The organism is Herbaspirillum lusitanum, assembly GCF_046025995.1.
Classification (GTDB): domain Bacteria; phylum Pseudomonadota; class Gammaproteobacteria; order Burkholderiales; family Burkholderiaceae_D; genus Herbaspirillum; species Herbaspirillum lusitanum_A.
Genome location: NZ_JAQQFM010000007.1, coordinates 205,410 through 218,945 on the forward strand (window position 1 = coordinate 205,410; position 13,536 = coordinate 218,945).

Below are 13,536 nucleotides of genomic sequence, written 5' to 3' on the forward strand. Positions count from 1 at the left end.
TCAAGACCGGCAGTGATGCCGGTCTTTTTTTATCCGGCATGGCGCGCACATATCGGGAATCTCAATCAGGGATGTTGTGTCGCTTCCGCTTTATAAATGACAATTAAATTGGTCAAAAATTTAATTGACCTGTTTATTGGTCATGTTGATCGTCATTTAAACCAATAAAATAGACTTAAAATAAAAAGAACAATTTGTTATGTCTTGGTGTCAGAGGGGATATTGCACTGCAAAATCGGACATTTCATCGCATTTTTACTGGTTTGAATCACATGGCATCCATACTCGACATCGGTCAGCAAATCCGCCGCGCCCGCAAGGCGCGCGGTTTGAGCGCCATCGAGCTGGCCGAGCTGGCCGGCATCCATCGCAACACGCTGCTGGCGCTGGAAACCGGCAAGGGCAACATCGAGCTCAATCGTCTGCTGGCGATCTGCGGCGAGCTGAAGATCGAGCTGCTGCTGGTGCCGCAACAGGTCGCGCAGATGCGCGGCGCAGAAGCCGCCGCCACGCCTGCCGACAGCAGCACCGAGCTGTCGCAGCAATTGAGCCGCCTGATGCAGAAAGAGGGTGGTCAATGAGCATGCTGCGCTCCATGCGCATCCGGCTCGGCCTGCACGAGGTCGGCTCGCTGTTCGGGCTGGACGACGGCCGCTGCTATTTCCGTTTCGATGATGCCTACGCCACCGACGCCCAGCGTCCCGTTCTGTCGCAACTGTATTGCGCCTCGACCGAAGATCGCACGCTGGCGCAATTGCTCAATCCGGCGCTGGCGGTGAATCGCGGCGACGGCAAGGGTGGGCTGCCGCCTTTCTTCCAGAACCTGCTGCCCGAAGGGCAGTTGCGCAAGCATCTGATCCAGCGCGCGGGGCTCGCGCCGGACGATGAATTCGGCCTGCTGGCCTATTGCGGCAAGGATCTGCCGGGCGACGTCTCGGCTATCGCCGAGCAGCTCGAAGAGCGCGATATGGGCCGTCTGCTGGGCCAGGGGCACGACAGTTACGAAATGAGTTCAGGCCAGCTGCCGCTGCCTGAGGGTGAATCGCTGTCCGGCGTGCAGCCCAAGATGGCGCTGGTGCGCGAAGCCGGCGGCCGCTACGTGATGCGTTCCAAGGATCGCAGCGGTTCGCACTTCATCGGCAAGCTGCCGGCTTCCGACTATCCGCAGATGCCGGAAGTCGAGTTCGCATCGCTGACCCTGGCTGCTGCCGCCGGCGTCGATGTCTGCAAGTTCGAGCTGGCGCCGCTGAACGCGATAGCCGATCACCTGCCGTTCGGGCTGCGCAACGATGCCGGACATTTCCTGCTGGTGCATCGCTTCGACCGCGATGCACCGACGCCGACCGGCCGTCTGCACATGGAAGACTTTGCACAGATCACCGGCACGCTGCCGGCCGCCAAATACGTCGGCACCTACGCCGCCATCGGCATGGTGCTGCTGGAACGCAGCACGCGCGGCATCGAAGACCTGTTCGAACTGCTGCGGCGGATCAAGGTCAACGAGCTGCTCGGCAATTTCGATGCGCATCTGAAGAATTTCAGCATGCTGTATCGCAAGCCGCAGCAGGCGCTGCTCTCGCCGGCTTACGACATCGTCGCCTATGCCGCTTATGTCGGCGGCAACGGCCACGCGCTGGCCTTCGTGCCCGGCCAGAAAGGCAAGCAATTGCTGACGCCGGCAGTGTTGCGCCAGCTCGCCAATGTCTGGGGTATTCCCGAACCCAAATTGCAGGCGGTGCTGGTCGAAACCGTGGACCGCGCCATGCGCCACTGGCCGGGGCTGATTGCCCAATTACCTTTTAGCGACGCGCAACGCACCCGGCTGAGCGCGCATGTGGACGCCAATGCCAGCGTGCTGGCCTGGCGCCGACGCACATCGCGCAAATCGGTATTGCCCGGGCTGCCAAGCTTGCCGACCTTGCCGTCTGGCTTGAATCCAGACCCGGCGACCGACAATAAAAAAACAGATGGTAAGCAACAGACATGAAACCGACTCCGCCTTTGCCGCTCAAGGAGGGGCTTGCGCCCAGCTATCTGTGGTTGCAGCACGGCCCCTGGCCCGACATGATTTCCTTCTTGCGCGAACGTTTTTCCGCCATCCCTGAAGCGACCTGGCGCGAGCGCATGGCGCGCAGCGAGGTGCGCAATCAGCGCGGCGAAGCACTGCTGCCGGACACGCCATATTGCGGCGGCGACTGCATTTTCTACTATCGCGATCTGGATGGCCGCGAGACGCCGATTCCGGTCGAAGAAAAAATCCTGCACATCGACGATCATCTGGTGGTGGCCGACAAACCGCATTTCCTGCCGGTGATTCCGACCGGCCGCTTCGTGCAGCAGACCTTGCTGGTGCGTCTGAAGAAGGCCACCGGGTTTGAACATCTGACGCCGATACATCGCCTCGACCGCGAGACTGCCGGCGTCATCGTGTTCTCGCATCAGCCGGCCACGCGCGGCAAGTACCAGACCATGTTTCAGCAGCGCAGCATGCACAAGGTGTATGAAGCGATCGCGCCGCTGCGCGTCGACCTGCCGTTGCCGCTGGTGTATCGCAGCCGCGTGGTGGAAGATGAAAAATTCTTCCGCATGCGCGAGATCGAGGGCGAGCCCAATTCGGAAACCGCGATCAGCCTGATTGAAGCACGCGAGGCCCTGGGGCTGTATAAATTGCAGCCTGTCACCGGCCGCCGTCATCAACTGCGAGTGCACATGGCCGCGCTCGGCATGCCGCTCGTCAACGATCTGTTTTATCCGACCTCGGTGCCTGCCGGCGTGGCCGACGATCTGGACAGGCCGCTGAAATTGCTGGCGCGTTCGCTGTCCTTCATCGATCCGCTGGATGGCAGCGAGCGGCATTTTGAGAGCGAGCGCAGTCTGTAACGCGGGCAGGGGCGATGCGCCGCAGATAAAACAAAGGCGAGACGGAATCGATTCCGTCTCGCCTTTGTCGCTTATTGGCTGTTGTTCTGGCGTCGCCCGCCGTGCCGCTCAGGCCGCCGACTTCAGTTGATGCAAGGACGCCACCAGATCGGCAAAACGCTGGCCCTGAATCATGATGTGCTGGCGCAAGACTTCGACCGTCTTTTCGCTATTGCCCGCGACGATGGCATTGACCACCGCTTCATGCTCGTCGAAAGACATCTTCAGGCGGTCGCGCACGCGCAGCTGCAAGCGGCGATAGGGCCGCAGGCGGCGGTGCAGGGCGCGCGCCTGATTGGCCAGAAAGGTGTTGTGGCTGCCGGCGTAGATGTGGTCGTGGAAGGCCTCGTTCAGATAGAAGTAGGCATCCGGATCGGACGCGTCGCGGGCCGCCTGGCAGGCCTGATGTGCGGCAATCAGTTCGGCATGTTCCGCAGGCGACATGCGACGCGCGGCCAGCCGCCCGCACATGGCTTCGAATTCAGCCATCACTTCAAACATTTCAATCAATTGCTGGGGGCCGATTTCGGCCACGATGGCGCCGCGCCGCGGGCGCATTTCGATGATGCCCATGGAATCGAGCTGGATCAGCGCTTCGCGGATAGGCGTGCGCGAGACGCCGAATTCTTCGGCCAGCGAAGTCTCGTCCAGATGTTGTCCGGGGGCGAATTTGCCCACCGCGATCATTTCTTCTATCGATTCGCGCAGGGTTTCGGAGCGCTTCTTCTGGGTATCCATATTTAACCTGTTCAGCCGATGCCGTTACTTGCGTCCCGCGTCTCGCCATTCGTGGCCGATGAGGTTTCCTTTGGAAACCGGTTGTCGGCAGGCTTGCGCAGCAAGAAATTGCATCCAAGGCAATGATTTTAAATCGGATTAGTGCTTGACAATGTATCTGTTTGAGAAGAAATTGTATACACAACGCATCTATAAAAACACAGTTGTAATTTACCCATCCTAAGGAGGAGACAAAAATGACTTCGCAAACACGCAGAAGCCTGCTCGGCGCATTGGCCAGCGCACCCATCTGGGCCGGCAGCCAGTTGGCCTGGGGGCAAACCACGAATTTGAAGATTTCTCACCAGTTTCCGGGCGGCACCATCACCGAAGGCGATTTTCGCGATCGCCTGGTGCGCATGTTTGCCGAACAGGTGAGCAAGCGCACCAACGGCGGCCTGAAGTTCGAGATCTATCCCGGCTCTTCGCTGATGAAGACCAATGCGCAGTTCTCGGCCATGCGCAAGGGCGCACTGGACATGACGCTGGTGCCGCTTAACTACTCCGGCGGCGAAGTGCCGGAAACCAATATAGGCCTGATGCCGGGCCTGGTGACGTCGTATCAGCAGGGCGCATCGTGGAAGAACGCCGAAGTCGGCAAGGAACTGGCGCGCATTCTGGGTGAAAAGGGCGTGGTCATCGTCAGCTGGATCTGGCAGGCCGGCGGCGTCGCCTCGCGCGGCAAGCCTATCGTCGATCCGGCCGATGCCAAGGGCATGAAGGTGCGCGGCGGTTCGCGCGAGATGGATCTGATCCTGAAAGAAGCCGGCGCCGCCGTGGTGACCCTGCCGTCCAATGAAATCTACGCCGCGATGCAGACCGGCGCGATGGATGCGGCGATGACCTCTTCGACCTCCTTCATGTCCTTCCGTCTGGAAGAAGTCGCCAAGGCGCTGACCACCGGCCGCGACAAGGCTTACTGGTACATGTTCGAACCGCTGATGATGTCCAAGACCGTGTTCGAAAAGCTGCCCAAGGATCAGCAGGCCGCGATCATGGCGGTCGGCGCCGAGATGGAACAGTTTGCGATGAAGGCGGCGCAGGCCGACGACATCGCCGTGGCGCAGGTGTATCAGAAAGCCGGCGCCAAGGTGGTCGATCTGAACGCCGAAGTGGTCAAGAAATGGCAGGACATCGCCCGCGCCACCGCCTGGAAAGACTTTGCCGGCCGCAACGCCAGCTGCGCCAACCTGCTCAAACTGGCGGAGAAAACCCTATGAGTCACGGTTTCGAGATGCCCGCCAGCGGGCCTGTCGCCAAGCCGAGAATACCGGCTTACGCGCCGCTGGCCATGCTGGCGGCGCTGCTGGAGAAATTTCACAAGCTGGCGGTATTCCTGGGCATGATCGCGCTGGTCGTGACGTCCTTGATCCTGACCTATTCGGTGGTGGTGCGTTACTTTTTCCACCAGCCCACCGACTGGCAGGACGAGGCCTCGGTATTCATGCTGGTCGGGGTGATCTTCCTGTGTTCGGCCTACGTGCAGTCGCTGCGCGGCCATATCGGCATTGAAGCGCTGGCCGGTCTGCTGTCGCCGCGGGCCAACCAGATCCGCATGTTCATGGTCGATCTGGTGTCGTTTGCCTTCTGCGCCTTCTTCGCCTGGAAATCGTGGACCCTGTTCCATGAAGCCTGGGTCGACGGCCAGACCACCTCCTCGACCTTTGCGCCGCCGCTGTGGATTCCCTATTCGATGATGGCCTTCGGCATGACGGTGCTGACCCTGCAATTGCTGGTGCAGGTGCTGACCCGCATCACCGGCACGGTCGAAGCAAAGGAGGCAGCATGACTCCGCTTGCACTCGGCGCCCTGTACGGCATCATCACCATTCTGGTCATGTGTTCCGGCATGCCCATCGCATTTGCGCTGGGCGTGGTGGCGACCGGCTTCATGTATTTCTTCATGCCGGAATCCGCGCTCGATACCGTCACCCAGAACGTCTACGAAGAGATTGCATCGATCACGCTGCTGTCGATTCCGCTATTCATTCTGAAGGGCGCGGCCATCGGCAAATCGCCGGCCGGCAAGGACTTGTACTCGGCGATCCATGCCTGGCTCAATCGCGTGCCGGGTGGCCTCGGCATCGCCAACGTGTTCGCCTGCGCGCTGTTTGCGGCGATGGCGGGTTCTTCGCCGGCGACCTGTTCGGCAATCGGTTCGGCCGGAATTCCCGAGATGCGGCGGCGCGGTTACTCGCCCGGCTTTGCCGCCGGCATCATCGCCGCCGGCGGTACTCTGGGGATTTTGCTGCCGCCATCCATCACCATGATTCTGTACGCGGTGGCGGCCGAGCAATCGCTGGGTCGGCTGTTCCTGGCGGGCATCGGCCCCGGCGTCCTGCTGGTGATCCTGTTCGCCGGTTATGCCGTGTTCCGCGCGCGCAAGGAATACAAGATGGCGCATGCCATCTACAGCGCGGGCGGCGTCAAATCGGCTTATCTGGACGACGAGAAATTCACGCTGGCGCAGAAGGTGGAGATGTTGCCGCGCGTGCTGCCCTTCCTGATCCTGTTGATCGGCGTGATGGTGGCGCTGTACGGCGGGCTGGCCACGCCGTCCGAAACCGCCGGCCTGGGTGCGCTGCTGGCGCTGGTGCTGATCGCCATCGTCTATCGCATCTACAAGCCGCGCGAGATTGCGCCTTTCCTCAGTTCCACCATCAAGGAATCGGGCATGCTGCTGCTGATCATCGGCATGTCGCTGCTGTATTCCTATGTGATGAGTTATCTGCACATCAGCCAGTCGGCGGCGCAGTGGGTGGTCGACATGCATCTGTCGAAATGGCTGCTGCTGGCGGTGATTCTGCTGATGGTGATCGTGCTCGGCTTCTTCCTGCCGCCGGTGTCGATCATTCTGATGACCGCGCCCATCATCCTGCCGCCGCTGAAAGCTGCCGGCTTCGATCTGATCTGGTTCGGCATCGTCATGACGGTGGTGATGGAGATGGGCCTGATTCACCCGCCGGTGGGCCTGAATCTGTTCGTGATCAAGAACATTGCGCCGGACATTCCGCTCGGCGACGTCATCAAGGGCACGATTCCGTTTCTGGCCCTGATGTTTGCAGCGGTGGTGCTGCTGTGCTTTTTTCCGGGTATCGCGACCAGCCTGCCCGATATGTTGATGGGAGTTAAATAGAGATGAGTAGCAACGAACGCGTCTGGAACGCGCGTCAGAAAAACCGGGAAGCAAGACTGGCGCGTGCCTCATCTGCGCTGGGCGGCGAACTGCAGGGCAAGCTCATGCCGGCTGCGCGTTTGCAGGACTTGCTGTATGCGGTGATCGAATCGGGCGACCGCGTCTGCGTCGAAGGCAACAATCAGAAACAGGCCGATTTTCTGGCAAAGGGGCTGGCGGCGCTGGACCCGGCGCGCGTGCATGATCTGCACATGCTGTTTTCGGTGCTGGCCTTGCCGGAGCATCTGGACGTGTTCGAAAAGGGCATTGCATCGAAGCTGGATTTTTCCTTCTCCGGCCCGCAGGCCGGACGTCTCGCCAAACTGGCGTCGTCCGGCAAGCTCAACATCGGCGCCATCCATACCTATCTGGAATTGTTCGGCCGCTACTTCATCGACCTGACCCCGCGCATCGCGCTGGTGGCGGCGCAGTCGGCCGACCGTCACGGCAATCTGTACACCGGCCCGAATACCGAAGACACGCCGGCGATTGCCGAAGCGACCGCCTTCAGCGGCGGCATCGTGATCGCCCAGGTCAATGAAATCGTCGACGAATTGCCGCGCGTGGATATTCCCGCCGACTGGGTCAGCTTCGTCACCAAGGCGCCGACGCCGCATTACATCGAGCCGCTGTTCACCCGCGACCCGGCGCAGATTTCGGAAATCCAGGTGCTGATGGCGATGATGGCGATCAAGGGCATCTACGCCGAATACGGCGTGCAGCGCCTGAACCACGGCATCGGTTTCGATACCGCGGCCATCGAGCTGATTCTGCCGACCTATGCCGAATCGCTGGGCCTGCGCGGCAAGATCTGCAAGCACTGGGCGCTCAATCCGCATCCGGCGCTGATCCCCGCGATTGAAGCCGGCTTTATCGAATCGGTGCATTCCTTCGGTTCCGAACTGGGCATGGAAGACTACATCCGCGCGCGGCCCGACGTGTTCTTCGTCGGCCCCGACGGCTCCATGCGCAGCAATCGCGCGTTCTCGCAAACCGCCGGCCACTACGCCTGCGACATGTTCATCGGCTCGACCCTGCAGATCGATTTGCAGGGCAATTCCTCCACCGCCACGCTGGGCCGTATCGCCGGCTTCGGCGGCGCGCCCAACATGGGCGCCGATGCGCGCGGCCGGCGCCACGCCAGCGAAGCCTGGCTCAAGGCCGGGCAGCAGGCGCGCGCCGGCAAGAACACCATCCCGCGCGGACAAAAGCTGGTGGTGCAGACGGTGGAGACTTTCCGCGAGCACATGCAGCCGGCCTTCGTCGAAAAGCTCGACGCCTGGCAACTGGCCGAACAGGCGAAAATGCCGATTCCGCCGGTCATGATTTACGGCGACGACGTCACCCATATCCTGACCGAAGAAGGCATCGCCAATCTCTTGCTGTGCCGCACCGAGGAAGAGCGCGAACAGGCGATTCGCGGCGTCGCCGGTTATACGCCGGTGGGCATGGGACGCGACAAGCGCATGGTGGAAAACCTGCGCGACCGCGGCATCATCCGCCGCGCCGAAGACCTGGGCATCGACAAGCGCATGGCCACGCGTGATCTGCTGGCGGCCAAGAACATGAAGGATCTGGTGCGCGCTTCCGGCGGCCTGTATAACCCGCCCAAGCGTTTCCGCAACTGGTAAGCGAGACTATTCGCGCGCCATGAATTGAATTGAAAATGGATTCAAAGGTATAGACGATGGAAACTCTGAATTTCCGCTTCGACAGCGGACAGCGCAAATTGAAACCGGCACCGGAGCTGGTCGGCGTAGTCAGCTCCGGCAATCTGGAAGTGCTGATCGAAGCGGCGCCGCTGAACGGCGCCTGCGCAATCGAGATCAAGACCGCCGCGCGCGGTTTCGGCGCCATCTGGGAAGCCGTGATGACGGACTTCCAGCAACGCTGGCAACTGGCCGACACGCGTATCTCGATCAATGACATGGGCGCCACGCCGGCGGTGGTCAGCCTGCGCCTGGATCAGGCGGTGGAAGCCATGCTGGGAGATGCCAAATGAGCACGAGCTATCTGGAAGCGAACGCGCGCGAGCGCATTCTGCAGGTGCTGGACGCCGGCAGTTTCAGCGAATTGCTGCCGCCGGCGCAACGCATCGTCAGCCCGCATCTGGCGCAGCTGGATGCGCCGGTGTCCTTCGACGACGGCGTGGTGATCGGCGAAGGATTGCTCAAGGGCGCACGCGTGATGGCGGCGGCGCAGGAGGGCGGCTTCATGGGCGGTGCGGTGGGCGAGGTGCATGGCGCCAAGCTGGTCGGCCTGCTCAAACGCGCCATCGCGAAACAGGCGCAAGGCGTGATCCTGCTGCTGGAAACCGGCGGCGTGCGGCTGCACGAAGCCAATGCCGGCCTGATCGCCGTGTCGGAAGTGATGCGCGCAGTGCTGGAAGCGCGCGCCGCGAATATCCCCGTGATTGTGCTGGTCGGTGGGTCCAATGGTTGCTTCGGCGGCATGGGCATCGTGGCGCGTTGCGCCAATCTGATCATCATGTCGGAAGAAGGACGGCTGGCGATGTCCGGCCCGGAAGTGATCGAAACCGCCAACGGCGTGGAGGAGTTCGATTCGCGCGACCGTGCTTTGGTATGGCGCACCACCGGCGGCAAGCATCGCTATCTGCTGGGCGATTGCCAGCGTGTGGTGAATGACGACAGCGCAGCGTTTCGCGCGGCGGCGATCGATGCGCTGACGCAATTGCGCGGCAGCGAAGTGGCGCTCAGCCTGCAGGCGCTGGAGGCGGAACAGCAGATGCTGGAGCAGCGCATCGCGCGTTTCGGGGAGGCGCAGGATCCCATCGAAATCTGGGAGCAGCTCGGCGTGCCGCAGGCGCAGCACATTCCCATGCTGGAGGCTGATCGTTTTACCGAGATTGCCGATGCTCACCGAATCAGCGCCTGAAGGAGTCAGACACATGCAGCAAAACACATCAAATAATTCCTCAGCGGCGGCTGCGGCGGTTTCTGCGCAAGTAGACTGGCGCGCGCTGGCGCAGCAGCTGTTCCCGCAAGGGCATCAGATCGAAGAGCGGGATTTTTTCCTGTCCGGCAGCGCGCAGGTCGATGGCGAAACCGTGACCGTGGTCGGCACCACCGGCCACACGCCGATCGGCATCGAGATTGCGCTGGCGCAGGCGAAAACTATTCTGAACACGGTGCGCGAACATCCCGGCCGCGCCATCGTGATTCTAGTCGACACGCAAGGCCAGCGTCTGCGTCATCGCGACGAGATGCTGGGCATCAACAGCTACATGGCGCACCTCGGCAAATGCGTGGAACTGGCGCGCCGCTCCGGTCATCGCATCGTCGGTCTGGTGTACGACCAGGCGCTGTCGGGCGGTTTCATCACCAGCGGCCTGATTGCCGATGCCTGCTATGCCTTGCCAGAGGCCACCATCCGCGTGATGGGCTTGCCGGCGATGGCGCGCATCACCAAGGTGGCGGAAGAGCGCCTGACCGAACTGGCCAAGAGCAATCCGGTGTTCGCACCCGGCCCGGAAAACTATCAGCGCATGGGCGGCGTGGCCGGAATCTGGCGCGGCGATCTGGCGCAGGCGCTGGCGACTGCATTGAAAGATGCCGAGCCCACCGACCAGCGCGCCAGCGTCGGTCAGGAACGCGGCGGCCGGCGTTGGGCGCAGCGCGTGATCGATGCGGTGGCGAACGACACGCCGCTGGCGGCGCGCTGATTGCTGCAGGGGCTGAATGTCTGAAACCATGAGCGCCATCTCCACTCCGCAACGGCATGCGCTGATCCGGCTGACCGAGCCCGGCTGGCAGCGGCTGTTGCGCGCTGCATGTGCGTCGGGGCAGAGCGTCGCCGTGCAGACTGCGCTGGCGCAATGGCACGCACAAGGCTGGCCGCTCATCGTGCGCCGCATGGACCACGATGCCGCCGAGGATGAAGTCTGCGCCGGTCTGGCCTTGCCGCCGGATGCCCAAGCTCACAAGCTGCGTATTCCGCTGCGCGTGAAGCGCAGCGAAATCGCCGAGCAAAGGACGGCCTTGCCTTTGCAGGAGGTGATCGCGGCGCTGGATGCTTTGCCGGCAGAGTGGCGACAAGCGCTGCAGGATTTGTACGAGGATGCCAACGCGCAGCACCTGCGGCTGCAGGTCTATGGTTCGCTGGCCTTGCAGTTGCTGACCGGGCTTGCTTATCTGCGTGCGACTTCCGATATCGACCTGTTGCTGCAGCCTGGCAATCAGGAGCAGTTGAAGCAAGGCATGGCCTTGCTCAGCCGCCATGCGCAGGTTCTGCCGCTGGATGGCGAAGTGCTGTTCGGTGGCGGCGCCGCCGTCGCCTGGAAGGAATGGATGCAAGTGGCCGGCGTTGAATCGATACCCGCCGGCGGTGAACGTGTGCTGGTAAAAAGTCTGAAGCAAGTTTCACTGCAGAGAGTCGATCTCCTGTTGAGCAGCCTGAGTCTGGATGAGGGCGCAATTGCGCATGCGTCTCCCGACCTCGCGGAGGCGCCATGCAGCATCTGAACGCGGCCTTGCCCGGCCACACGCCGCAAGGCTTGCCGCTGCCGCAGCACTACGCGCACAAGCGTCGGCATGCGCAGGAAAATTTACGCTTCTGCCGGCAGCTTGCACGCCTCGCCTTGCGCAGCCTGTATCAGGAGCTGACGCTGTATCCGAAACCGGGGCTGGTCTCGCTGGTGGATAACGGCAGTCATGCAGACATGAATGCCGCGACCTTCATGCGCAGTCTGTTTTCCTTGCGCCGTTATTTTTTCAGCATTGCGCAGGCTGGTCTGGAGGCGGCGCCGTTCCGGCAATTGCAGCGGCTGGCGATGGATGCCGAAGCACGCATGCTGCGCGCGACCGGCGGCGTCAATACCCATCGCGGCGCCATCTTCGGACTCGGCATGCTGTGCGCCGCCATTGCCTGTTGCCGCGCGTGCAGCATTCGCCTGTCGGAGCAATCGATACGCGCCACTTTGCTGATCCAGTGGGGCGATGCACTGGCGCGCCACACGCAGCCCGACGCTGACGGCGATGGCGGCGCCGCGAGCCACGGTCTGAAGGTCGCTGCAGCGCACGCCGTGGGCGGTGCGCGTGAAGAGGGGGCAATGGGCTTTCCAGCGGTCTTCGAGCTTGCTCTGCCGCGCATGCGCCAGACCTTGGCGGCGGGGCGCAGCTGGCAATCCGCCAAGACCGATGCACTGTTCGCGCTGATGGCGCATGTCAGCGACACCAATGTTTATCATCGCGGCGGCGCCCAGGGGGCGGCGCTGGTGCGTCAGCGCGCCACGGAATTTCTGCAGCAGGGCGGCAGCGGTGCGCACGACTGGTATGCGCGCGCGCTGGAATGTCACCGTGAGTTCGTGGCCCATCGTTTATCGCCGGGCGGCGCGGCCGATTTGCTGGCCGCGGCTTGTCTGGTGATGAGCGTGACCGACGCCGATTGCGACATGAACAAGCTGAGCCGCACATGAACGCGCGGCTGGCGATTCTCTGTCCGGGGCAGGGCGGCCAGCATGCCGGCATGTTCGATCTCGCGCGCGGCGATGCGAAGGCGGCGGCGTTTCTCGATGCCTGCGGGCTGGATCAGTTGCTGGCGCAGCCCTTGGCTGAAGTACTGGGTAATGAGAACTTGCTGTTCGCCAATCGTCAGGCGCAGCCCTTGCTGGTGGCTGCCCAGCTTGCTTTATGGCAAGCATTGGCGTCGCCGATTTCGGATGTGTTCGGCCAGCCGGCGCTGGTAGCCGGTTACAGCATAGGAGAACTGGCTTCGTATGGCGTGGCTGGCGTGCTGCAGCCCTTGCCGGCAGTGCGAATGGCGGCGCAGCGCGCGCAATTGATGGATGAAGCACAGGCTTGTGGCGGCGATCCCGATCAGACCCTGATGTCGGTCGGCGGCATGCTGCTGGAGGAGGCACAGGCGATTCTCAACGCGCGGCATGCGCATCTGGCGATACAGACGGCGGAAGACAGTCTGGTGGCCGGCGGCGCACGTCAGGCTTTGCAGGCGGCAGAGCCGCTGCTGCAGGCAGCCGGCGCCAGAACCGGCTGGTTGCCGGTGTCGATCGCCTCGCATACACCGCTGATGCAGGCGGCGCAGGCGCCATTTCTGCATTTGCTGGCGCAGGCTGACCTGCAAGCGCCGTCTTTGCCCTTGCTGGCAGGCGTCACTGCTCAGATCGTGACGAATGCACAGCAGGCCGAGGACTTGCTGGCGCAACAACTTTCTCATCCCATACTGTGGTCGGCCTGTATGGATGCCTGTGCCGAACATGGCATCACCGTGGCGCTGGAGCTGGGCCCCGGCTCGGCCTTGTCGCGCATGCTGCGCGAACGCCATCCGCATATCGAATGCCGTTCGGTATCCGATTTCCGCAGCGTGCAAGGTGCGTTGTCGTGGTTGCAACGTCAGTGCGACTGATGGCCTGAGCGTATTTTATTTCTTGCGGCTTTCTTTTGATCTGCATCGGATGATGGCGTTTTTGGACTGGCATACGCCGGATCGCGGTGCTATGTTGTAAGAGACCGCAAGACGGTCTGCAGCGCCCGCGAGCGCTTACGGCGAGCTCGAACCGGCTTCCCGACTGTTGCATTTTAGGGTTGAACTATTGATTTTTACCCTAGTCGGACATGAAGAATGGACAGCGAGCAACGTCATTCAACCTCCCTCAGCAGCACAAATCTCAGGACCCTCAACCGGAGAAGC

At 62.1% G+C, this 13,536-nt stretch carries 14 protein-coding genes; 13 read left to right on the forward strand and 1 reads right to left on the reverse strand.

All coding sequences use genetic code 11. The features are described 5' to 3' along the window. The first annotated feature begins 272 nt into the window (after positions 1-272). Genes PQR62_RS16790 through PQR62_RS16800 form a run of 3 tightly spaced genes read left to right on the forward strand, consistent with a single transcriptional unit; the run spans position 273 to position 2,880 of the window. Positions 273-581 (forward strand): helix-turn-helix domain-containing protein, encoded by a 309-nt coding sequence (locus PQR62_RS16790; protein ID WP_408159132.1) that lies wholly within the window; start codon positions 273-275, stop codon positions 579-581. Continuing rightward, entirely contained in the window at positions 578-1,987 is a 1,410-nt protein-coding gene (locus PQR62_RS16795) for a type II toxin-antitoxin system HipA family toxin (RefSeq protein ID WP_408159133.1), read from the forward strand. The genes PQR62_RS16790 and PQR62_RS16795 overlap by 4 nt, the downstream gene beginning before the upstream one ends. Next, positions 1,984-2,880 carry a pseudouridine synthase gene (locus PQR62_RS16800; protein WP_408159134.1) on the forward strand — a complete coding sequence of 299 codons (897 nt, stop codon included), beginning with the start codon at positions 1,984-1,986 and terminating at the stop codon, positions 2,878-2,880. Before PQR62_RS16795 ends, PQR62_RS16800 begins: the two co-directional genes overlap by 4 nt. A 108-nt stretch (positions 2,881-2,988) precedes the next feature. Here the strand turns inward: PQR62_RS16800 and PQR62_RS16805 are convergent, their stop codons facing one another. After that, positions 2,989-3,657, reverse strand: a complete 669-nt coding sequence (locus PQR62_RS16805; protein ID WP_408159135.1) for a GntR family transcriptional regulator — start codon at positions 3,655-3,657, stop codon at positions 2,989-2,991. Positions 3,658-3,893: 236 nt separating this feature from the next. On the opposite strand from PQR62_RS16805, the gene dctP reads away from it, so the two are divergent. The 10 genes from dctP to PQR62_RS16855 are packed head-to-tail and all read left to right on the forward strand — an operon-like array spanning position 3,894 to position 13,251. Then, the gene (gene dctP / locus PQR62_RS16810) at positions 3,894-4,916 is read left to right on the forward strand and encodes a TRAP transporter substrate-binding protein DctP (protein WP_408159136.1); all 1,023 of its coding nucleotides are present in this window, start codon (positions 3,894-3,896) and stop codon (positions 4,914-4,916) included. Then, positions 4,913-5,485 carry a TRAP transporter small permease gene (locus PQR62_RS16815; protein WP_408159137.1) on the forward strand — a complete coding sequence of 191 codons (573 nt, stop codon included), beginning with the start codon at positions 4,913-4,915 and terminating at the stop codon, positions 5,483-5,485. Before dctP ends, PQR62_RS16815 begins: the two co-directional genes overlap by 4 nt. Then, a complete protein-coding gene (locus PQR62_RS16820; protein ID WP_408159138.1) occupies positions 5,482-6,831 on the forward strand; it encodes a TRAP transporter large permease in 1,350 nt (449 codons plus the stop codon). The genes PQR62_RS16815 and PQR62_RS16820 overlap by 4 nt, the downstream gene beginning before the upstream one ends. A 2-nt stretch (positions 6,832-6,833) precedes the next feature. Next, a complete protein-coding gene (gene mdcA / locus PQR62_RS16825; RefSeq protein WP_408159139.1) occupies positions 6,834-8,501 on the forward strand; it encodes a malonate decarboxylase subunit alpha in 1,668 nt (555 codons plus the stop codon). A gap of 56 nt (positions 8,502-8,557) precedes the next feature. Further along, entirely contained in the window at positions 8,558-8,872 is a 315-nt protein-coding gene (mdcC, locus tag PQR62_RS16830; RefSeq protein ID WP_408159140.1) for a malonate decarboxylase acyl carrier protein, read from the forward strand. Continuing rightward, positions 8,869-9,765, forward strand: coding sequence for a biotin-independent malonate decarboxylase subunit beta (locus tag PQR62_RS16835; RefSeq protein ID WP_408159141.1), 897 nt, complete (start codon positions 8,869-8,871; stop codon positions 9,763-9,765). Before mdcC ends, PQR62_RS16835 begins: the two co-directional genes overlap by 4 nt. Before the next feature lie 13 nt (positions 9,766-9,778). Beyond that, positions 9,779-10,552 carry a biotin-independent malonate decarboxylase subunit gamma gene (gene mdcE, locus PQR62_RS16840; protein ID WP_408159142.1) on the forward strand — a complete coding sequence of 258 codons (774 nt, stop codon included), beginning with the start codon at positions 9,779-9,781 and terminating at the stop codon, positions 10,550-10,552. 16 nt (positions 10,553-10,568) lie between these two features. After that, on the forward strand, positions 10,569-11,351 hold the full coding sequence (mdcG, locus tag PQR62_RS16845) for a malonate decarboxylase holo-[acyl-carrier-protein] synthase (RefSeq protein ID WP_408159143.1): 783 nt from the start codon (positions 10,569-10,571) through the stop codon (positions 11,349-11,351). Continuing rightward, positions 11,339-12,304 carry a triphosphoribosyl-dephospho-CoA synthase MdcB gene (mdcB, locus tag PQR62_RS16850; RefSeq protein ID WP_408159144.1) on the forward strand — a complete coding sequence of 322 codons (966 nt, stop codon included), beginning with the start codon at positions 11,339-11,341 and terminating at the stop codon, positions 12,302-12,304. The genes mdcG and mdcB overlap by 13 nt, the downstream gene beginning before the upstream one ends. Then, positions 12,301-13,251: an ACP S-malonyltransferase gene (locus tag PQR62_RS16855; RefSeq protein ID WP_408159145.1), complete on the forward strand. Its 951-nt coding sequence runs from the start codon at positions 12,301-12,303 to the stop codon at positions 13,249-13,251. Before mdcB ends, PQR62_RS16855 begins: the two co-directional genes overlap by 4 nt. Positions 13,252-13,536: the final 285 nt, after the last annotated feature.